Below are 20,162 nucleotides of genomic sequence, written 5' to 3'. Positions count from 1 at the left end.
GGAGCCGGGCCATGAACGTCATATCCACCAATATCGGGCAATCCGTCTCCCGGATCGATGGCTTTGCGAAGGTCACCGGACAGGCAAAATACGCCGCCGAACCGCATCCGCCTGGCCTGCTGTACGGCGTCATTGTCAATAGCCCTATCGCACGCGGACAGATCGCGGCCCTTCGCGACACCGAGGCACGAAAGATCCCCGGCGTGGTCGAGATCATGACCCACCGCAACCGGCCTCACACCGCCCTGTTCGAAAAATCCTACGTGGATGGGCTGGGGGTTCCCGGCTCCCCCTACAGACCGCTGCATGACGCCGAAATCCGCTTCAACGGACAGCCCGTTGCCATTGTCTTCGCCGAGACATTTGAGGCCGCACGCGAAGCAGCAATGCTGGTCGAAGTCGATTACGAGCGGTGGCCACACAACGCGGATTTCGAAGCCGCCCTGCACCAGAAATATATGCCCTCGAAAACGCGCAGCAATTATGTGCCGCCCAAATCCCGGGGGAATGCCCCCGAAGCCTATGCCCTGAGCCCGGTGAAGGTCGAAGGACGCTATCATCTTGCGCCTGAACACCACAATCCGATGGAGATGCACGCAACAACCGTCATCGTCGAAGACGACGGCACATTCACGGTCTGGGACAAGACCCAGGGGCCCCAGTCGGTCCAGGCCTACCTGACCAGCGCCCTGTCCCTCTCCGGAGACAAGGTGCGCGTCCACAATCCCTATGTCGGCGGTGCGTTCGGTTCCGGACTGCGGGCACAATACAATGTCTTTCTCGCCGCCCTCGGCGCGAAGATGCTGAAGCGGTCGGTGCGCGTGACCCTGACGCGACCGCAGATGTTCACGCATGTCTTCCGTCCCGAGGCCGTCATGGATATCGCGCTTGGCGCCAGTCCGGACGGGACGTTGCAATCCATGATCGTCGAAGGCGTCACCGACACCTCGCGCTTCGAGCACAATATGGAAAACATCGTCGTGTGGGGCCTGATCAATTACAAATGCCCGAATGCTACGGCCGGTTACACGATCGCGCCGCGAGATACCTACACCTCCAGCGACATGCGCGCACCCGGCGCAACAACAGGCGTCAATTTCTTCGAAATGGCGATCGATGAAATAGCCTATGCCTGTAACATGGACCCGCTGACGTTCCGCCTGAACAACTACTCCGACACCGATGCCATGCATGACATGCCGCTGACCAGCAAGGCCCTGCGGGAAGCGATGGTGCAAGGGGCACAACATTTCGGCTGGCATGACCGCCCCATGGCGCCAGGCAGCATACGCGACGGCAACGAACTCATCGGGTGGGGCATGGCAACCGGCATCTGGGACGCCATGTTCTCTCCCACATCCGCGCGTGCCCGCCTGACTGCCGATGGTCGCCTGCATATCGCCACAGCCGCCTCCGACATCGGTACCGGTACCTACACGATCCTGGCGCAGACAGCCTCGGAAGCGTTCAGTACGCCGATCGACCGGATCGATATCGAACTGGGAGATTCCACATTGCCGGAATGCCCGACGGAGGGCGGCTCATGGACGGCAGCCTCCGCGGGCGCCGCCGTCTGGCTTGCCTGCCAGATCCTGCGCGAAAAACTCTTCAAGGCGCTTGCCAAGGGCAAGAATATCCCCGCCTGGGTGAAACAGGGACTGGAGCAGGACAATCTGACGCTGGAGGACGGCATCCTTCATGGTATGAACGAAAATCAGAAGATCGTTCTCTCTTTCCAGGATGCCCTGTCTCTCATAGGGCAGGATGCCCTCGAAGTCGAGGAAACCGCAAAACCGGGCCTTCGTGGAACGATCAGCCAAATGCGAAAAGCACGTTTCACGCATAGCGCGGTCTTTTGCGAGGTGCGCGTGGATCAGGAACTGGGCATCGTGCGCATCACACGCCTTGTCAACGCCGTGGCCGCCGGCCGCATCATGAACCCGAAGACGGCCGCCAGCCAGGTACGCGGCGCCATGGTCATGGCCGCCGGAATGGCGCTGCACGAAGAGTCCCTGATGGACGAGCGCGTCGGCCGTTTCATGAACCACAATTTCGCCGAGTATCACATCCCGGCCCATGCCGATATTCCAGACATGGATGTTCTTTTCGTCGAAGAAAAGGATTCCGAAATCAGCCCGTTAGGCGTCAAGGGGGTCGGCGAAATCGGAATGTGCGGCACAGCCGCCGCCATCGCCAACGCGATTTTCCACGCGACCGGGCACCGCCATCGGAACCTGCCAATATCCCCCGGTTCATAAGCATCCGCCGGCGGCGCGGGCAAGAGCAGGGCGTCCGGCCTGCCCTGCCCTTCGGATACCATTTATGCTCCAGCCCGTGACGCCGCCTCGATTTATACCTGGGGGAATCAAGCGATCGATTCTCTCATATCCTGTTTTCGATCCGGCACAATCCGACGGCCGGACCGCCAACAGGCAAGCCCGCAAGATCAGACCATGGTACCGACCGAACCGCCATCCACGCGAACGACCGCTCCGGTGGTGAATCCGGCCTGCCCCGATACCAGATATGCGATTGCAGCAGCCACTTCCTCTGCCCGCCCACGACGTCTGACAACCATCATCGGACGCTCTTGCTCAAGAAATGTCTTTATTGCGTCATCGAAAGACACCTTATCTCGCGCCGAACGCTTTTCCATCATCGCGTCCGTCATAGGTGTGGCAATAAAGGCCGGCGATACCGTATTGACTGTAATTCCGTACTGGCCATAGGTATTTGAAAGACCCTTGGCAAGACTGAGAATCGCCGCCTTGGACGCGCAGTAGGGCAGTTCATCCACATACGGCTGCACTGCATCTTCCGAGGCCACGAAAAGGACGCGCCCCCATCCTGCCTTCTGCATCGCGGGGATGAAGGCATGCGCCACGCGGACGGCGCTCAGAAAATTGACGTCCAGAACCAGCTTCCAATCCCTTTCGGTCAATTCGTGAAAAAGGCCGGTCGGGCCTGTTATTCCTGCCGCCGATATGACGATGTCCGGATTGCCCATCTCCGCTGTTATCTGGGCGTGAAGTCCCTGCACCTGTCGCTCGTCCGTCAGGTCGGCCGTAAATCCCCGAACTTCTCCAAATTGCGAGAGTTCCGCGACGGCGGCCTGCAGGGGCGCCGCCTCCCTGTCGCTCAACGCAACCCGCACGCCCTCGCGCAACAAGCGTTGCGCGGTGGAAAAGCCGATACCGGAATCCCCGCCAGTAATCAAAGCGAGACGATCACGAATTTCCAGATCCATAGGATGTCCTCCCCACATAGAAGATCAATGATAAAATAATGAAATCGGGAGGAAAGTTTCCTCTGTCATGGGCGAAGAACGTGACTTATGGAAAGATGACACCCGCAATAAAGATGACACCCGCAATATCGCGGCCGCACCGCGGGTTTCATGCGCAACCGGCGAATGAAATCATGAAAAGGCTCTCGAAAGGCTGAACCCGTCGCGCAAACGGGGGTTAACATCGACTGACCCGGCATTCGAACACAGGTAAGGAGAACAGCCATGCGCACGTTTCTCATCCTCTCCCTTTCGGCCACCCTACTCGCGGGAAGCGGCACAGCGTGGGCTCAGTCGTCCCCACCCTCCCAGATCGGCACGATCGGTCAGAGCCCGTCTTCCCACCCCTCCAGGGCCTATAGACATAAGCCAGACAATTCTTCAGGTGGCCAAAAGCAGGGGAACAATCCTCCACCCGCGAAAACACCTCCGTCGCCCTCGTCTCTGAGCGTGTCCCGGGGCGAACATGAGGCGGATCGGATACTGACACCCCCGGCCCTGAAATCCGATCGCAACCCCCAGTAGCGGCAAAACCGGAAATTTTTCGAACCCGATCGCACCCTGTCCGGCTACGCCTTACACCGAGGGGTGGCAGGGCGCACCGTCGGCAGAATCTGCAGAAAAGCCGCTTCTAACTTGCCCCCGTCAGGGCGGCCCGGCGCGCCGAGGCGCGCCGGATCTCGAGGGTCTCCGGCATCGCAGACAGGAACAGGAAAAACACGGCGGCCCCACTTCCCGCCAGGGCCAGGAATGCCGTATTGAAACCGTAAGCGGACGTCAGCAGACCTCCGGCGAAATTCGAAAGCAGGGCGCCCACGGTACCGGCCGCGAGCCCGACCCCGATCAGAAGGTTCCGTCGCCCGCCGTTCGACGCCAGATCCGACAGGATGGCGTAGAAGAGCACGAGAATGATGCCCGAGGACAGACCGTCCAGGATCTGGGCCAGACACATCATCGGCCAGCCGGCGCTACGGATAATCAGAAGGTCGCGCAACGGCTGCATCGCCAGCGCGGCAAGAAATGGCGGCTTGCGCGGCCAATGTCCAGCTGACCGCCCCACCAGGAACGCCACCGGCACCATGGTGGCCTGGGCGACGACGATACACAGGGCGGTCATGGAAGATACGTCCCCGAAATGGTAGACAGCCTGCCGTTCGATCATAAGCGGGACGGTCGCACCATTCGCCAGGTTGAACAGCAGATAGCAGGTCAGAAAGACAAGCAGACGCGGATCGCTCAGAGCATGCACGACCTGTCGCCCTTTTGCGATACGGGGTGCGGAACCGGGCGATGTCTGCTCTCCTGCATCCGCGCGGCGTGTCAGCCCGCCCACCAGAAGCAGACTGACGGCTGCGAGGCCGCCAATGGCCCACAGGGGAGCGAGCGGCCCCGCCGTGCTGCCCGCCACGCTCATGAGGCATGCAATCAAGGCATTGCCCATATGGTTGAAGGATTCATTGCGCCCCATGCGCGCCATGTAACCGCCATCGCCGGCGGTCTGGCGACTGATTGCCGCCAGCAGGGGTGAGAACAGCGCTCCTGCTCCTCCGGCCAGAAAGTGGACACAGGCGATCTGCCAGAAGCCCGGGAACAAGGCTGCAATCGCGACCGACAGTGCCGTCACGACGCAGCAGCCCGCCAGGAGCGCCCTACGGCAAGACAGGCGGTCGAGCGCCCAGCCACCCAGCAGGCGCGCGGTCACCGCCCCGGCCCCACCGGCTGCGATCGTCATCCCGATATTGGCCGACGGCCACCCGTACGCCGCAAGAAGACCGGTCAGAAAGGCACCCAGATTGTCCTGGACATCGGCCAGCATGAAGCTGAGTCCGTCCAGGACCACATCGTCCCGACGGCGGACATTTTCCGTCTCATGGCGCGTCATGAATCCTCGTCGTCTCTGCATTTCGCCCGCGCCGAACGCTGTTGGCATGGCCGCCCCCTTGTTGGGAGCTTTATCGGCGCCTCATCGTGACGGTCTGTGTCAGGGACACAGGCAGCATCAGGGAGGGAACTCAGGCATCACGCCGCGCAGGTCACCGTCCTGTGGCTCCTCCACGGACGGAAGCCGCATAGCATGATACCCGGATTGAATCGGGTGGACGTCCACGTTCCCCGAGAATTCGGACCATTTCCTGAGATGTCATTTCTCAGTTTAACGGATTTCCAGGATTTTCAGGCATCGGGGGCGGCCGGTCCGATGGCGGAGGAGGCGCCGGCCGTTCCGGCGGATACGGTGCTGGCGGATTCGGTACACCGGCGCTTCCCCATGCAATGGCTGCATCATTCATCTTGTGCCAATCCTTCGGCTGATACCGGCAAGAGCGAACGACGGTCAGCCGTCATACCCCCATCGCCCATTCTATCAAGACGTTGGGCAAGGCAAGACGTTGCATGGGAAAGCGCCCCGCAGGATGTTCACCTGCCCTGTCGCGGCAAGGCGAAGGCCACGACCGCGTCGCCGTTCCGGGTCTGGAGGCCACCATGGCCGCCTGCCCCAGCTACCACGTATTGCCGCCCGTTCTTTCCCATATAGGTCATCGGGGTTGCGTTGCCGCCGGCATCGAGTTCGTTTTCATAGAGGATGTTCCCATTCCGGCCATCAAGGACACGGAACGCCTCGTCGACGGTGGCGCCCATGAAAACCAGTCCGGCCGGGGTCATCAGCATGCCGCCATGCTGAAGATGCCGGTCGGCAGGCCAGCGGGCATGCACAGGGCGTCGCTCGGGCCGACATTTCTGGTCGTGCCCAGGGCGAGACCAGGCAAACCTATGGCCTCGGCACCGCGCCCCGCGATCTCCGCCAAGAACGCTTCCAGCCTGCCCCGTTCGAGATCGGCCAGGACATCGAAGGAACGAATGCCGTTCAGGTGGCCTTCTTTTTCTGTTCGCTCCCTGGATGAGCGCTTCCAGCAGGCCCCTGGGCGGCAGTCCGCTCCCGGAACCCGGTGAGAGAGCGCCGCCTCCCACCTGACACATGGCGGTATTGCCATTTCGTCCGGAACGAATGTCCATGACCTGCGTATGCAAAACAGTGCCAATTCAGGGGCGGCCGCCGGGCATATGCACCCGCAGCCGGATTTCCCCCGCATCATCCTCCGGAAGAACTTCGGAGGCGAATGTCGCTTGTCCGGACGGTAAAATCGTGCCGTCACGTGGCGATTTCCCCAGGACGAAAGGAATGCCGATGACCGACGACAGCAGAAACCCGAACCATGACTCATCACGCCGCCGGTTGATTCAGGCCGCAGGCATTGCTGCCATGGCCGGTGCGTCGAGCTTCACTCAGCGTGCGGTGGCCGCTGACGCACCCGCCGCCACCGCCATTCCTCTTTCTGACCCTCGGCAGCTTTTTCCGCACCCGCCATTCAGGGCGCAACCCCAGCCGTGGCCCGGATTGGCATCGAAGATGGACCCGCGCCCCGACCATGGGGAGCACAGCTATCGTGGCAGTGGACGCCTTGCCGGACGGAAGGCCTTGATCACCGGCGGAGATTCCGGCCTGGGTCGCGCCGCCGCGATTGCCTATGCGCGAGAAGGCGCGGACGTCGCCATCAACTACCTCCCGCAGGAGGAAAGCGATGCGCGGGACGTCCAGGGGCTGGTGCAGCAGGCGGGCCGCAAGTTCGTTGGCCTGCCAGGCGATATCCGGAACGAATCTTTCTGCCGCGACCTCGTCTCCCGCGCAGCGGTCGAACTGGGCGGCCTCGATATCTTCGTGAATTGTGCCGGCCGGCAGCACACGCATGACGATATACTGGATGTCAGCACCGAAGATTTCGACTGGACGCTCAAGACCAATCTCTATGCCCTCTTCTGGCTGACCAAGGCGGCAATCCCGCATATGAAGCCCGGATCAGCCATCATATTCACCTCCTCGACGAATGCCTATAATCCATCGGTCAATATTCTTGATTATTCCATCACGAAGGCAGGCATCGCCAATTTTGCCAAGGGATTGGCGAAGCAGCTTGTCGGGCGCGGTATCAGGGTCAATGCAATCGCACCCGGCCCGTTCTGGACCGCGCTGCAGGTCAGTGGCGGCCAAACGGCGGAAAATGTCGAGAAACTGGGCGGTGACGTGCCGATAGGCCGCCCCGGACAGCCGGTGGAAATCGCGCCCATCTACGTGCAACTGGCCTCCACCGAGTCCAGCTACATGACCGGCCAGGTAGTCGGTGTGAATGGCGGGGTCGGACTGCCGTAATGCCGGCTTGCCCTGACGTTCTGTTTCGCGAGAATACGGAGAATATGCAGTGACGCAAGATGGCCCACATCCCTCTGACGCACCGTGGCATGACGTCGCGGCCTTTGTCGACCTCGATCCCGCCATCGCATACCGTATGGAGGTCGCGGGTCGTCCGGTGCTCCTGATTCGACGCGGGAACGGGCTGGTGCGTGCCCTTGCCGCGGAGTGCCCGCATAAGGGTGCGCCGCTGGAAAAGGGTGTCGTATGTGACGACCGACTGGTCTGCCCATGGCACAAGGCAATCTTTTCCGTCGAGGATGGAGGTCTTCTTGAGCCCCTTGCCCTTGATCCCCTGGCTTCATATCCGACTGAAATCCGCGACGGTCGCGTATATGTTTCCCTAGGCGCACGCTCGCTCTCGTCCGGGACAGCAAGAGGGCAGGCACAGAACGTCCTGGTCGTTGGAGCCGGGGCCGCCGGCGTCGCCGCGGCCGTCTCCCTGCGTGAATTCGGCTTTGCCGGTCCGATTACCATGGTCGACATGCAGAATGCAGCGCCGTATGACCGCACTGCGCTGACCAAGGCCGTGCTGGCGGGCAAGGCCCAGGACGACACGCCCCCCTCCCTGCGTCCGGACGACTTCTGGACCGACCACGGTATCGATCGCCTCGTCGGGCAGGTCGTGGCACTGGATGCGCCGTCGCGTGCCATTACGTTGGCGGACGGGCGGGTGCTGACCGCCGATCATGTACTGCTTGCACCCGGCTCCATTCCCCGCCGCCTGGACGTGCCCGGTGCCGATCTGCAGGGCGTATTCACGCTTCGGCAGACAGCCGACACACAGCGAATGCTCGCAGCCTGCCCGGCGAAGGGGCATGTCGTGATCAGCGGCGGCAGTTTCATTGGCATGGAGGCCGCCGCATCCCTGAAGTCCCGGGGCATGCAGGTCACGATCATCGCGCCGGACGATATCCCGTTCGCGAAAATATTCGGCCGCGAGATCGGTCATCGCTTGCGTCGTCTTCATGAGGAAAATGGCGTGGTCTATCGTGGCGGGCGCCGGATCGCCCGGATAGAGGGAGACGAGCGTGTAGAGAGGATCTGGCTTGACGACGGCACCCATTTGGATGCGGACGTCATGCTGGCGGGTATCGGCGTGCAGCCCGCGACCGACTTCGCGACGGCACTGGCGGCCCAGGATGGCGGCATCGATGTCGACGACGGAATGCAGGCATTGCCCGGCATCTATGTCGCCGGCGATTGTGCACGCATCACGCACGGCGACAGCCGCGTCCGGATCGAGCATTGGCGCTCCGCAGAGGTTCAGGGCCGGCAGGCTGCCCGTACGATCGCGGGACAATCCAGGCCCTCCCGTTTCCTCCCCTGGTTCTGGACGCAGCAGTTCGGGTGCAAGCTCGAATATGCAGGCTATCATGAACCCTTCGATGACGTGACGATCGAGGGCGATCTGGAAACCTTTCATTTCGTGGCCCGCCTGGCCCTGAACAGCCGCTGTGTGGGCGTGGTCACGGCGGGACATCCGGAAGTGACTGCGAACGCGGTGCTGACGGGAAGCCTGAATTAAGTGATCCACTCACCCGCACCGCCATACGTCGACGGCAAACATTCAAGGGAATGGTTCCCGCCGTACCAGGAATGGTCTTACCCCGGCACCATCCGTTCCTGAACAATCCACAACCGCAGGAGGTCAGCATGACCAACGACAAGACATCCATTTCAACCGATACCATCAGCAAAATTTCCGATATCATGACGGGTGCCGCCGGCGACCATTCGGGACTGACCAGTCTCCTTGGCACATATCTCATTTCAATCGGGAAGGACGGTTTGACGGCCCGTGCGAAAAACGCCGGCGTCGAATCGGAAGTGCAGGAGTGGCTGGCGGAAAGTCTGCCGCACGAAACGTCCGCAGGGACCGTAGCCGCTCTGGTACCGGACGATGTCCTCGACAATTTCGCCTCGCAGACCGGTCTGACGAAATCCGCCACCCTTCAGGCGCTGCAGGAACAGCTGCCACAGACAATACACAAGCTGCGCGCACAGGCCGATTTCATCATGGCCTGAGAAGAAGCCGGACGAAAATGCGCTGACGGCGATCCGACGCGCATTTTCCGCGCTTCGCGGCGGGCGGCCATCAAGGCCGCTCCGCTCCGATGCTCAAAATACCTGATCCCGCAGGGCCTCTGCCATCTGGCAGAAGAAATGGCAGCCTCTTCCCCGGCGTCGACGCCAACGAACCCTACGGGTTCACACTCGAAGCGACCTCGGCATAATCCCAGCCCCCACCAAGGGCACGATAAAGAGACACAAGCGTGGTCTCGGAGCGCGTCTGGATCGCCGCAAGGGCGGACTGGGTGGACAGCAGTGCCGCATGGGTTGCGACGACGTTCAGATAATCCGTCGCACCCTGGCTGTAACGCTGTGTCGCGGCGGTATAGGCGGCACGGTTCTGCAGAAGAGCCTGTCCGGTCAGGGTATGACTGGATTGGGATCTGGCATAGGCGGTCATGGCATCATCGACCTCCCGCCATGCGTTCAGGAGCGTATGGCGCCACGTCAGGAAAGCCTCCTGCTGGGCCTCCTTGCGGAACTGGAGCGTGGCAATCAGCCGCCCGCCCTGAAAGACCGGCACGTTCAGCGTGGGGCCGACGCTGAACTGCTTGGCAGGCAGCGCAAAGAAATCCGAGGCCGCGAAGGATTCCGTGCCCATGTTTCCGGCAAGCGTAATATCCGGATAGAAGGCAGCGGTCGCGCTCCCGACTTCCGCCGTCGCGGCATGCAGCCGCGCCTCGGCTTCCAGCACGTCCGGGCGACGCCGCGTCAGGTCCGAAGGCAGGCCGACGGGAACGCTGGCAGGTAGTGGTGGCTGGGCCGCCGGTTTCTCGAGCTCGGCTTCCAGCGCGCGCGGTGGCTCGGATAGCAGCAGGCCGATGGCGTTGATCAGGGCGGCTTCCCCGCTTTCAAGATCAGGCAGCCCCGATTTCATGCTGGCCATCTGGGCCGCCGCCTGCGAGACATCCAGCTTCGTCGCGACCCCGTTGGCGAAACGGTCCCGCACAAGTTTCAGATTCGTCTCGGCCAGAACAATGTTGGACCGCAGGATCGCCCGCTGTGCCTGCACACCGCGGAGCTGCATATAGCTCGTTGCGAGGTCACTGACGGCGGCCAGGGCAGCGGCGCGGCGCGCGGCCACGGCGGCAGCCTGATTGGCACGCCGGGCTTCGACCCCACGACGGATGCCGCCAAACAGATCCAGGTCCCAGCTGCTGCTCAGGACATTGTCATACAGGTTGAAGTTCATGCTGGCGTCGGGGCGTGGTTCGGCCAACGAGAAAATCCCCTGCGTGCTGAGCTGTCGATAGGCGTATGACCCGGACCAGTTGGCCTGCGGAAGCCCGGCAGCGGCAGCCGCTTTCATTTGCGACCGTGCTTCACGGATCCGATGGGCTGCGATCTGAAGGTCGAGATTCTGCCGACCGAGACGGTCCACCAGACCCGTCAGTTCCGGATCATCGAAGCTGCGCCACCAGCGGGTGTCGATGGCGCCAGCATAAGTCTGACTACCGGTCTTCGGCTCATAGCCCCAGCGTGGCGGCGTCGCCATATGAGGGCGTCGGAAATCCGGACCGACTGTACACCCCATGACGGCAGCCAGCGGAAGGATACATGTTGTCGCAAGAAGAAACGCCCCTTTTTTCATGGGCGCGCGCTCCCATGGCCCGTCACGGTCGTAGCCGTTTCGTGCTCCTGGTCCGCCGCAACATCGGCGAGGCCGGTGTCGACCGTCGTTTCGACGGAAAGACCGAGACGGAGTAGCCTCGCCAGAGGCTGTTTGGGAGCAAGGATAATCTTCACGGGCAGGCGTTGGACAATCTTGGTGAAGTTGCCGGTAGCATTTTCCGGTGCGATCGGGGCGAAGACCGCTCCGGAGGCAGGCGGGATACTATCCACAATGCCATCCAGGGTGGTGTCGTAGGCGTCGACATGGATCTTGACGGGCTGGCCAGGGCGCATGTGATGCAAGGCCAGTTCGCGATAGTTGGCGCGGATCCAGATCCGGTCCAGCGGGACAAGCGCCATCAGGGCCGCACCAGGGGAAACGTAATTACCGGTCTGAACGCTGCGTTCGCCGATCATGCCGTCTTCAAGGGCGCGGACCTTGGTATAGGACAGGTTGAGTTCGGCCTGATGGACCTGGGCCCGATCGAGTTCCACGGTGGCCTCTGCGGCTCTGTGGCGCGCCTGAAGGATCGGAAGTTGCGCACGGGCCGCGGCAATGCGGGCTTCTAGCGACTGGAGGGTCGCCTCCATCTCCCGCAGCGTTGCGGCAGATTGCTGATTTTCCTGGGTCGATCCCGCGCCGGTTTTCGCGAGGTTGGTATATCGCTGGGCATTCTGGCGGGCGAAGACGAGCTGCGCGCCGATGCGGGCGGCTTCTCCGACACTTTCATCAATGATCGACGGCTGGCGCGTGACAGCACTGGCGGCATCCTGCACAAGGGACCGGTCCCGCTCAAGGGTTGCCCGGGCCTGGGCCAGCGCCGTCTGCTCGTCTCGCGGGTCCAGTTCCACCAGAACCTGTCCGGCTTTGACGGACTGGTTGTCCGTGACGTCGACGGCGACGACCTGTCCCGAAATACGCGGCGCGACGACGGTGTAATGGGCGGTGACGTATGCGTCATCGGTCCAGACATAGCGTGCCGGCACAAAAATGATGGCAAGCACGACAGCGACGAAAATGAGGATGACGGCGCCCGCACCGATGAAGAGCCAGCGCATGACGGGGTTGCTGTTCCGCTGTCTGGTATCCTTGCCATCCTGGTCTGGCGTTTGGTCATCATCCGCCATTCTGCGGTATATCCTTCTTGCCCCGGAGGAACGGCTGAGGCGAACGTTCGCCGGTTATTTCGATTTGAATACGATACGGGGCGGATAGGTTCGAACGGGAAGCACGGAAACCCATATCATCAGGAACAAGACGATGCAGGCCATGACGAGCCAGTCGTCGCTGTAGGTCAGGGTCGCGGTCTGTCTGGTGACCTGCGCATGCAGGGCGGCCATGCCCCCGGGAGAGGCCGGCAGGCCATCCGGCATCAACGGGGCCGGATGCTGAAGCATGGGATTTGCCCCCTGGATGAGCTGGAACCGCTCCTGCCCCAGCCGGTCGGTGATCCGATCGGAATGCAGCGAGCCACGCTCACGATGCATGAGCTGGATCAGCCAGATGCCAACGGCTTCCGCCACGGCACGGGGTGTATTGACCATGGCGGAGGCGAACGGCCCCTCTTCAGGAACGAGGGTGTTGGTGGACATCATGAGCAAAGGCATGACAATCATGGCATTGCCGACGCCCTGAAAGGCCTGCCAAAGATAAAACTGATCGCGTACCCAGTTTGATGTAATAAAAAAATCGCCAATGCAGGCCACAAGGATAAAGGTCATGCCAATAAAACTGACGATACGGGAATCCACCCATTTCTGATTCAGCAGCACAGCCATGAAGGGCAGCATGACGATTTGCGTCGCCGCGATTTCCAGGGTGACGGGATAGATTTGTTCCGGCCGGTATCCAGATGTTTCGCGAAGGAAATCCGCGGGCAATGTAGAGGACGATAACGAGATGATCATAAATATCAGCAGGGTACTGGCACCATAGGCGAAGTTCCGCCGCTTCAGAAGCTGGAATTTGAACAGTGGAAGAGGATGGAACCACTCATTCAGAACAAAAAGCGGAATGCAGACGACGCTCAGCAGAACCATGACACAAATGGCCGGACTGTTGAACCAGTCCATCCAGTCACCCATCTGCAGCATTGTCGAAAATGCGCCCATTCCGACCAGAACAAGAACAAATCCTTGCCAGTCAAAGCGCCAGAATCGTTCATGCCTGGGTGGCTCAACGGGCATGCCGTACCAGAGCAGGACGAAGGAAATCGTGCAGAGCGGGATGGATTGCCAGAAGACGAAGCGCCAATTGACCAGATCGGTCCATAGGCCGGCAAAGGTGGTGCTGAGGCTGGGAAAAAAGGTGGCTGTCATGGCATAGGCAGCCAGCCCGTAAAGCCGGATGGGCGGCGGCAAGACACGCAGGGCCGTCGTCATCAGGAGAGGAACGGTAAAGCCGCCAGATAGCCCCTGGAAAATCCTTAGACCATAAAGAAGAGTCAGGTTTCCTGTAAACGGGATCAAGCTGGAGGACAGCATGGCCAGCCAGGGAACCGCCAGTGAAAAACGACGCAGTGTCAGGGTTACGGCCAGCCAGGGTGATACCGACATCCCAACGATTTCAGCGGTTATATAGAGGCTGGAGAACCAGCGCTGCGGATCGCGGCTGAGTCCCAGCGCCCCTGCAATGTCCGGCAGGGCCTGAGCCGAAACCTGCTCGTTCATTTCGGTGGCAAATGTAAGGGCAATGACACCTGCGAGACCGAAGAGGGAGCGCTGCTCTCGGTTCATCGACAAATGTCGGAGGGGGCAGAATACAGCATGTTCCAAGCATAAAAGATCGAACGGCTCTCCTTCAACCTCGATATGGATGCGATCGGGACAATACGATCGTTCCAACGATCAGCGCGCAATCACCTGCAATGACCTCCGATCGCTAGCATCCAAGGATCGCTATCCCTGCAAGAAACACGAGCCCCGCCATCATCCACAGCACATACTCCCCGATCACACCATCATGGATCGCCTGCAACATACGGAACGCAGGCCGGCTTGCGCCCGCAAAAGCGCCATAGACCGCATCAGGGATATGATGGCGATTGAGATCAGCGCTTGCAATCGCCATCGCGATCAGCGCCGGCAGCCACGGCAGGACGGGCGTCACATGGGGCAGGCCCCGCCGCGGAAAGAAATCCGCATCAAGTGTCATGTCACGGGCCGCGGCGAGCGCAAAATCCTCGGCCCCCGAGGCGAATACGATCCCGAAAAGCACCCACACCGCAAGCAACGCCAGGACAGGAACAAGCTGCGCCGCAAACGGCCTGTTTGCATGTTCGCGTTCGTCGTCGGTAGGGGCTGCATCCTCCTCCCCCGACGTCGGTCCCAGATTGAAGAACACCCGGCCTGTCACCCGGAGCACGGCGCCTCCCGTCAGGGCCCCCGCGAAACCAATGACCAGCGTCAAGCCATGCAACCCGCTGCTCCGCGCCTGCGCGTCCATCATCTGCGCGCCCGCATCCAATGGCCCGATCGGAATTCCCGCCAGCACCAGCGCGCAGGCCCCCATCACGATGCCCGCCGGCCAGATCGGCCGCCCCGCTCCGCGCAGCCCGATCTCATCGATGCCACCCAGCGTGGAAAGCATGATGCCCGCAATCATGAACAGCACTGCCTTGATCAGCCCATGACCCGCCAGATACAGCAGACTTCCGCCCAGGCCCTGCTGGCCGAGCAGTCCGACCCCAATCAGCGCAACGCCCACATGCGAAACAGTGGAAAATGCCAGCATCCGTTTCACATGGCGCTGCATCAGGGCCATCACCGCGCCCATGACCGCGCTGCCGCAGCCCAGCGACATCAGGCCGACATGAACAAGATGACGCACGACCGGGCACGGCGCGAACACCTCCCAGACCATCCGCGCGACGCCGAACAGGCCGACCGACACCATGATCCCGGAAAAAATCGCCGAAACCGGGCTGGGTGCGACCGCGTGGGCGTCCGGCAGCCAGAAATGAAACGGCACCTGCGCGGCCTTGGTCAGAAATCCGGTCGTAATGAGCACGAACGCAGCGATCAGCAACGGATCGTCCGGCTGCCCCTGTGCGATCGCCCGAACGGCCGAGAAATCGAGCGCATTCGCGCGTGCGTAAGCTAGCGCTATCCCCATCAGAATCAGATAGGCGCCGATCGTGTTCAGGATGGTGAAGTTCAGCGCCCCGTCCAGAGAGGGGCTTCGCAACGCATAACCCGTCAACGCAAAGCCCGCCACGCTCATCATCTCAAACCAGACGAACATGTCGAACAGATCATGCGCGAAGAAAAAACCGCACTGGGACGCCAGGAACAGCAGCATGAGGACATGGAAATGATTGCGTGCGCCGGCAAAATGCCCACGCGCAAACCAGATCGCCACAGTAAACATCAGACCCGCGAAGGCAGTCGCCCCGGCGCCCGCACGATCGGCCAGAAATGCGATCCCGATCGCCTGTCCCTGACGCGGCGTCCAGCCCCCCATCCAGTAGAGTGCCGGATGGTCTCCGATCCGCATCGCGAGCACCGCCGCCATACCGCCGGCGATCGCGGTCGCCGCGAGTGTCACGATATCGCTGAGCAGCGTCGGCACGATCTTCGCTCCAGCAAGCAACACCCCTGCAAGCGTCAGCAGACCGGCCACAATACAGATCGGCCAGGCGGCGGGATCAGCGAAAACCGAATTCATCCTACCCGCCCGCCTCTTCGCTGGCGGCCATCAGCTACACCTGCCCTTCCCATCGGGCGCATGGCCTGCGGATCGACGGTTCCGGCATGCTTGTGCAGTTGCAGGATGAGCGCCAGCAGAAGCGCGCTGACGGTGGCTCCGATCACCACATCGGTCAGCACCAGCGCCTGCACCACAGGATCAACCGCCTGCGTGCCCGGCTTCTTATCGTAGAAAATCGGCGCGACCGCCCCATAGCGATAGCCGATGGCCAGCAGCAGCAGATAGCTCGACGACTGGATGGCCGCGAGGCAGCCGGTCAGATGGACGAAATGCCGCGAAGTGACGATCCCGTAGAGCCCGATCCCGAACAACCAGACGACACCGATCCATGGCAGCAGCGACAATGCCTCACCCATCCGCGTCGTCGCCCGGATTCAGCGCCCGTGTTTCCTCCATGAACTCGATCAGGAGGGTCGCGAACCCGCCCGCCACCGCCAGAGTCACGCCCAGATTAACGATCAGCATCGAGCCGCCGGAGAATGTGCTCTTCAGGCTCCCGAGAGGCAGGAATACAGCCAGATAGGGCCGACCAAGCCCCATCGCCGCAAAACCGCATAGTGCATAAAGGGCAGCGCCCAACCCCTCCATCGCATCGAAGAATTCGCCCCCCAGTGCATCCCGCCAGCCGGCATATCCCTCAGCAAGATAGATCAGCAACAGCGCACTGGCGATCACGACGCCGCCCTGGAATCCCCCACCGGGCGTCAGCACCGCATTGATCGCAAGATAGAGCCCGAACACCATGGTCAGCGGTGCCAGCATCCGACACAGCAACCGCAAGGAGTCCGGAGGCCGATGATTGGCGCGTCCTCTGACGCAGCCTGGCTGCGCTCTCCTATCCTCCCCGCGCCCGCCGCGCAGCAGAATCGTGCCCCCGGTAACCGTGCACAGCAGCATGAACTCCTCGCCCAGCGTATCAAGACCGCGAATATCGAAATTGATGGCGCTGACCATGTTGGTGATATGTCGTTCGGCCGGCCCAATTGCATTCACCCGGTCACCATAGATGAGTGGATGCGCGCCAAATTGCGGCATCGCCCGCATGACCGGCCATGCGGCGACGACCAGCGCAACCGCGAGGGCTGCGAAAGCCCCGCGCAGGACGCTGGCGCGGCGTGCGATCGTGGCCTGCGCTTCCCGGGACGAAACATCCACCGCATTCATGCCTCAGGCTCCCGACGTCGGTCCATCCGCATGCTGGACAGAGTGACCAGGAACAGCAGCGGTGTAATGGCAGCTCCCACCACGATTTCGGCCAGCGCCACGTCAGGCGCAAGCAGGACCGCGAACAGCAAGGCCAGCACGAGCCCATTGACGCCCAGCGCGACAATCTGCTGCCTTGGCGCACGTACCAGTACGACAGCACTCCCACTTATGATCGCCAGCAGGATAAGAAGCGGGACGATCATGGTCGCTCTTCCTCGGCTGCACGATGGAGATGCGCCCGCCCGATCATCTGCGACACGACCGCCCCGCCGAATACCAGCAGCAGCGCTATCAGGACGAGCTTGATAGTCCGCGCCGACAGCCCGTCCGCAATCACGCAGACCATGATCAGCGAGGCCGATCCGGCAACATTGAGCAGGGCCGCCGCATGCAACGCATCAAGTGTCTCGGGCAGGCGCAGGAACCCGAGCACCGCCACCCACGCGACGATCACAAGCAGACCCAGCGCCCCGTCAAGCAGAATGGCGCTCATAGAAAACGATCGTAGAACGACGCGATCAGTAACGACCCCGGCAGACCGAGCAGCACAAGGGCCAGCGGCAAATCCATGAAACTGGGCTCCCCCTGCGCGAACGTCACCAGCACGAGGATCGCCGCACTGAGAAAGCTCGCCATCTGCATGGCAGCGAAACGACGTTCCGACCGTCCGCGCCAGGCCGCCAGCACAGTCAGTCCCAAGGGCAGGAGCAACCCCACGATCGCACTGGTCCAGACGTTCACGCAGGCCACCCTGCGGGTCCTGGGGTCCGCGACGGCAACAGACGATGCACATCGCAGCTTCGCTCATCCCCGGCGATCGAGAGGATGATCCCGTTCGGCGAAGCAGACCCGATCATTTCAGCTGCTGCCCGATGCCCGCGTCGCTGTGCATCGTCCCGCCCCTCCGGCTCAAATCTTTCCGTGGTCGTCCGCCCGGCGGGCCGACCCGGCCGCACCCGAAGCAATGCGCACGCAACCCGGCCGCTTTCGATCAGAAGCGACATCAGGACCGGTCCAAGGTGGCGGATCCAGCTCCAGCGCAAAGCCAGGGCTTCAGTCCGCGAGCTACCCAGGCGAACCTGAAACAAGAACAGAGGTGGCAACAGAATGGCTACACAGATGAACGCGGTTCCAGTCCATCCGCCCGCCAGCACTGGATACAGTACAGCCAGAAATGCCGCGCATCCACCTGCGCGCAACATCATGCCTGCTTTCGCGCGCCCGCTTGCCTGCACGTCCACTCCGCTTCAAACACCTGCAGCCCATAAACCCTTATGCAACGATAGGGTTCCCACGAAGCAGATCAGGAGGCGACCGAACGGATAGCGGGAACGAGGCAAAAAAGCCCACCGTCACCCGAAAAATCCAGCGAACCGAATCGGACGGGCCTCCAATCACCTGCCACCGGACATCTGCCTGAATCGGGAGAAGTCGTTGCGCGATGAACCGATTCCGACCGCGCTGCGATACCCGCCCGCTCTCAGGAAATTGGTTGTCGCAAGAACCACGAATCAAGACCTGACCAGTCATTTTCCTCATTAATAATAAGCATTTGTAAATAAGGATTTAGTCGAATCCGTATGCAACCTTTCGCTGTTCCGACGTTTCGAATTCATGGCTTCAGTCAAAAGGAAACCAGCCATGAGCATCGATACGAAGAACGCCTTCCTCACCGATGTGCAGGTGCTGCGCGAGCGGGCGCAGAAATCTCTCGACGCCGGTGCGGTGATGCCGTCCTATAAAGGGGACGTAAAGAAGACCATCGAGCTTCTTCAGGCGGTCGTCGCAACCGAACTCGTCTGTGTCCTGCGCTACACCATGCATTCCATTTCGGTCGAGGGCCTGACCAGCGAGAGCGTGGGCCGCGAGTTTGCCGAACATGCGGCGTCCGAACGCAAGCACATGTTGGCGGCAGCGCAACGGATTGATCAGCTTGGCGGGGTGCCAAACTTCAACCCCGAAGGGTTGGCCACGCGCTCAGCGACGGAATATGGCAATGGCGGCAATCTGGTCGAGATGGTCAAGCAGGATCTGATCGCCGAGCGTATCGTGATCGAACATTATCAGGAGTTGATCCGCCATTTCGGCGACGACGATCCGACCACGCGCATCATGCTCGAAGGATTCCTCTCTGACGAGGAAGACCACGCCACCGACCTGCATGATCTGCTGGTCGCCCATGAAGGCACTCCATTCCTCTCCTGACCCGCTGATCGGGTTCCACGGCCTGAGCCTCAGGGCTCCGGTCGTCCCAACGCGTTAGCGGCGACCGCCCCAAGGACTCTCCGATCGAGCCGTTGATGCCGGGCGCAAGCGACTGGATATCCCGGGCCACGGATGTGCGACGCGCGCCGAACGGCCGGCATGGGGGCACTCCGACAGCGTCTCCATGACACAACACCCTATGCGGGTCGTGCATTGCTCTCAGACGCGGGAGGACTCGGGCTAAACTGCCGGACCCAGCTTGAACAGGCATGCGTGCCAAGTGCCAAGGCGCCCATCTTCGGTGGCATTAATTACTTAAGATACAAATAAAACGGAATAATACCGAAAATTGTCCACGCAACCACGAAAACAATTGGTGCACGGTGGGCAAACAACGCCCCCTCTTGGTTCCGGCGCGTCATATCGAGCGAATCGTCTTCGTTGGCGGCCAGGGTAAAATTGACCAGATACGAACATCGTCCGTGCAAGGCCCGCTCTTTTTCTTCCCATTTCGCAATCGCCGCGTAGGCTGCACGAATACCTGGCCATGCCATGAGAGCCAATACGAACCCAAGAAGTGAGAACAAAACAGGACCTATCAGCAACAAGGTATTTCCCCAGTGGTTATTCGCTCCAGTCAGCGCGGTTGCATAAGCGATCACAAGAAAGGATTGAGATCCCAGCAGGGCTTGCAAACGGCCATTGACCACTTCGCTTTCGAAGCGGATCTCCGACCGATAGAACGCCAGCAAATCGTGATCAGTGGGACTCGTATCCGGCATTACCCCAGGCGCTGCCGCCGCTCGCGGTATCACGTCCACCATTCCAGC

The 20,162-nt window shown here is 61.3% G+C and carries 18 protein-coding genes; 5 read left to right on the top strand and 13 right to left on the bottom strand.

Annotated elements, in window-relative coordinates:
• Positions 1 to 11: 11 nt before the first annotated feature.
• Positions 12 to 2,258, top strand: a complete 2,247-nt coding sequence (locus HLH28_RS17170) for a xanthine dehydrogenase family protein molybdopterin-binding subunit (RefSeq protein WP_182961497.1) — start codon at positions 12 to 14, stop codon at positions 2,256 to 2,258.
• Positions 2,259 to 2,446: 188 nt separating this feature from the next.
• On the opposite strand, the gene HLH28_RS17165 is transcribed toward HLH28_RS17170, so the two are convergent.
• The 3 genes from HLH28_RS17165 to HLH28_RS18500 form a co-directional block, all read right to left on the bottom strand.
• On the bottom strand, positions 2,447 to 3,247 hold the full coding sequence (locus tag HLH28_RS17165; RefSeq protein WP_182961495.1) for an SDR family NAD(P)-dependent oxidoreductase: 801 nt from the start codon (positions 3,245 to 3,247) through the stop codon (positions 2,447 to 2,449).
• 670 nt (positions 3,248 to 3,917) lie between these two features.
• Complete coding sequence (locus tag HLH28_RS17160; RefSeq protein ID WP_182961493.1) at positions 3,918 to 5,168, bottom strand: MFS transporter; 1,251 nt, start codon at positions 5,166 to 5,168, stop codon at positions 3,918 to 3,920.
• A 533-nt stretch (positions 5,169 to 5,701) separates the two neighbouring features.
• The gene (locus HLH28_RS18500) at positions 5,702 to 6,262 is read right to left on the bottom strand and encodes a hypothetical protein (RefSeq protein ID WP_456305449.1); all 561 of its coding nucleotides are present in this window, start codon (positions 6,260 to 6,262) and stop codon (positions 5,702 to 5,704) included.
• A 208-nt stretch (positions 6,263 to 6,470) separates the two neighbouring features.
• On the opposite strand from HLH28_RS18500, the gene HLH28_RS17150 reads away from it, so the two are divergent.
• The 3 genes from HLH28_RS17150 (at position 6,471) to HLH28_RS17140 (ending at position 9,557) form a co-directional block, all read left to right on the top strand.
• Positions 6,471 to 7,490, top strand: a complete 1,020-nt coding sequence (locus HLH28_RS17150) for an SDR family oxidoreductase (RefSeq protein ID WP_182961491.1) — start codon at positions 6,471 to 6,473, stop codon at positions 7,488 to 7,490.
• A gap of 49 nt (positions 7,491 to 7,539) precedes the next feature.
• Positions 7,540 to 9,057, top strand: coding sequence for an FAD-dependent oxidoreductase (locus HLH28_RS17145; RefSeq protein WP_182961489.1), 1,518 nt, complete (start codon positions 7,540 to 7,542; stop codon positions 9,055 to 9,057).
• Between the two features lie 128 nt (positions 9,058 to 9,185).
• Positions 9,186 to 9,557: a YidB family protein gene (locus HLH28_RS17140; RefSeq protein WP_182961487.1), complete on the top strand. Its 372-nt coding sequence runs from the start codon at positions 9,186 to 9,188 to the stop codon at positions 9,555 to 9,557.
• 175 nt (positions 9,558 to 9,732) lie between these two features.
• Here the strand turns inward: HLH28_RS17140 and HLH28_RS17135 are convergent, their stop codons facing one another.
• The 9 genes from HLH28_RS17135 to HLH28_RS18430 form a co-directional block, all read right to left on the bottom strand.
• Positions 9,733 to 11,193 (bottom strand): efflux transporter outer membrane subunit, encoded by a 1,461-nt coding sequence (locus tag HLH28_RS17135; protein WP_182961485.1) that lies wholly within the window; start codon positions 11,191 to 11,193, stop codon positions 9,733 to 9,735.
• Positions 11,190 to 12,341, bottom strand: a complete 1,152-nt coding sequence (locus HLH28_RS17130) for an HlyD family secretion protein (protein ID WP_182961482.1) — start codon at positions 12,339 to 12,341, stop codon at positions 11,190 to 11,192. Before HLH28_RS17130 ends, HLH28_RS17135 begins: the two co-directional genes overlap by 4 nt.
• Before the next feature lie 54 nt (positions 12,342 to 12,395).
• Entirely contained in the window at positions 12,396 to 13,949 is a 1,554-nt protein-coding gene (locus HLH28_RS17125) for an MFS transporter (protein WP_182961480.1), read from the bottom strand.
• 145 nt (positions 13,950 to 14,094) lie between these two features.
• A complete protein-coding gene (locus HLH28_RS17120) occupies positions 14,095 to 15,879 on the bottom strand; it encodes a complex I subunit 5 family protein (protein ID WP_182961478.1) in 1,785 nt (594 codons plus the stop codon).
• Positions 15,876 to 16,277, bottom strand: coding sequence for a sodium:proton antiporter (locus HLH28_RS17115; protein WP_246396344.1), 402 nt, complete (start codon positions 16,275 to 16,277; stop codon positions 15,876 to 15,878). Before HLH28_RS17115 ends, HLH28_RS17120 begins: the two co-directional genes overlap by 4 nt.
• Positions 16,270 to 17,085, bottom strand: coding sequence for an MnhB domain-containing protein (locus HLH28_RS17110; protein ID WP_182961476.1), 816 nt, complete (start codon positions 17,083 to 17,085; stop codon positions 16,270 to 16,272). The genes HLH28_RS17115 and HLH28_RS17110 overlap by 8 nt, the downstream gene beginning before the upstream one ends.
• Positions 17,082 to 17,330: a Na(+)/H(+) antiporter subunit B gene (locus HLH28_RS17105; protein ID WP_182961474.1), complete on the bottom strand. Its 249-nt coding sequence runs from the start codon at positions 17,328 to 17,330 to the stop codon at positions 17,082 to 17,084. The genes HLH28_RS17110 and HLH28_RS17105 overlap by 4 nt, the downstream gene beginning before the upstream one ends.
• Positions 17,327 to 17,620, bottom strand: a complete 294-nt coding sequence (locus HLH28_RS17100; RefSeq protein ID WP_182961472.1) for a monovalent cation/H(+) antiporter subunit G — start codon at positions 17,618 to 17,620, stop codon at positions 17,327 to 17,329. The genes HLH28_RS17105 and HLH28_RS17100 overlap by 4 nt, the downstream gene beginning before the upstream one ends.
• Positions 17,617 to 17,868: a monovalent cation/H+ antiporter complex subunit F gene (locus tag HLH28_RS18430; RefSeq protein WP_182961470.1), complete on the bottom strand. Its 252-nt coding sequence runs from the start codon at positions 17,866 to 17,868 to the stop codon at positions 17,617 to 17,619. The genes HLH28_RS17100 and HLH28_RS18430 overlap by 4 nt, the downstream gene beginning before the upstream one ends.
• A 900-nt stretch (positions 17,869 to 18,768) precedes the next feature.
• On the opposite strand from HLH28_RS18430, the gene HLH28_RS17090 reads away from it, so the two are divergent.
• The gene (locus tag HLH28_RS17090) at positions 18,769 to 19,332 is read left to right on the top strand and encodes a ferritin-like domain-containing protein (protein ID WP_182961468.1); all 564 of its coding nucleotides are present in this window, start codon (positions 18,769 to 18,771) and stop codon (positions 19,330 to 19,332) included.
• Between the two features lie 311 nt (positions 19,333 to 19,643).
• Here the strand turns inward: HLH28_RS17090 and HLH28_RS17085 are convergent, their stop codons facing one another.
• Positions 19,644 to 20,156 carry a hypothetical protein gene (locus HLH28_RS17085; protein WP_182961466.1) on the bottom strand — a complete coding sequence of 171 codons (513 nt, stop codon included), beginning with the start codon at positions 20,154 to 20,156 and terminating at the stop codon, positions 19,644 to 19,646.
• Between the last annotated feature and the right edge of the window lie 6 nt (positions 20,157 to 20,162).

This window comes from Gluconacetobacter tumulisoli (assembly GCF_014174155.1).
GTDB classification, from domain to species: domain Bacteria; phylum Pseudomonadota; class Alphaproteobacteria; order Acetobacterales; family Acetobacteraceae; genus Gluconacetobacter; species Gluconacetobacter tumulisoli.
Note: the sequence above shows the minus strand (reverse complement) of the source record. Positions and strands in the feature narration are given on the sequence as shown.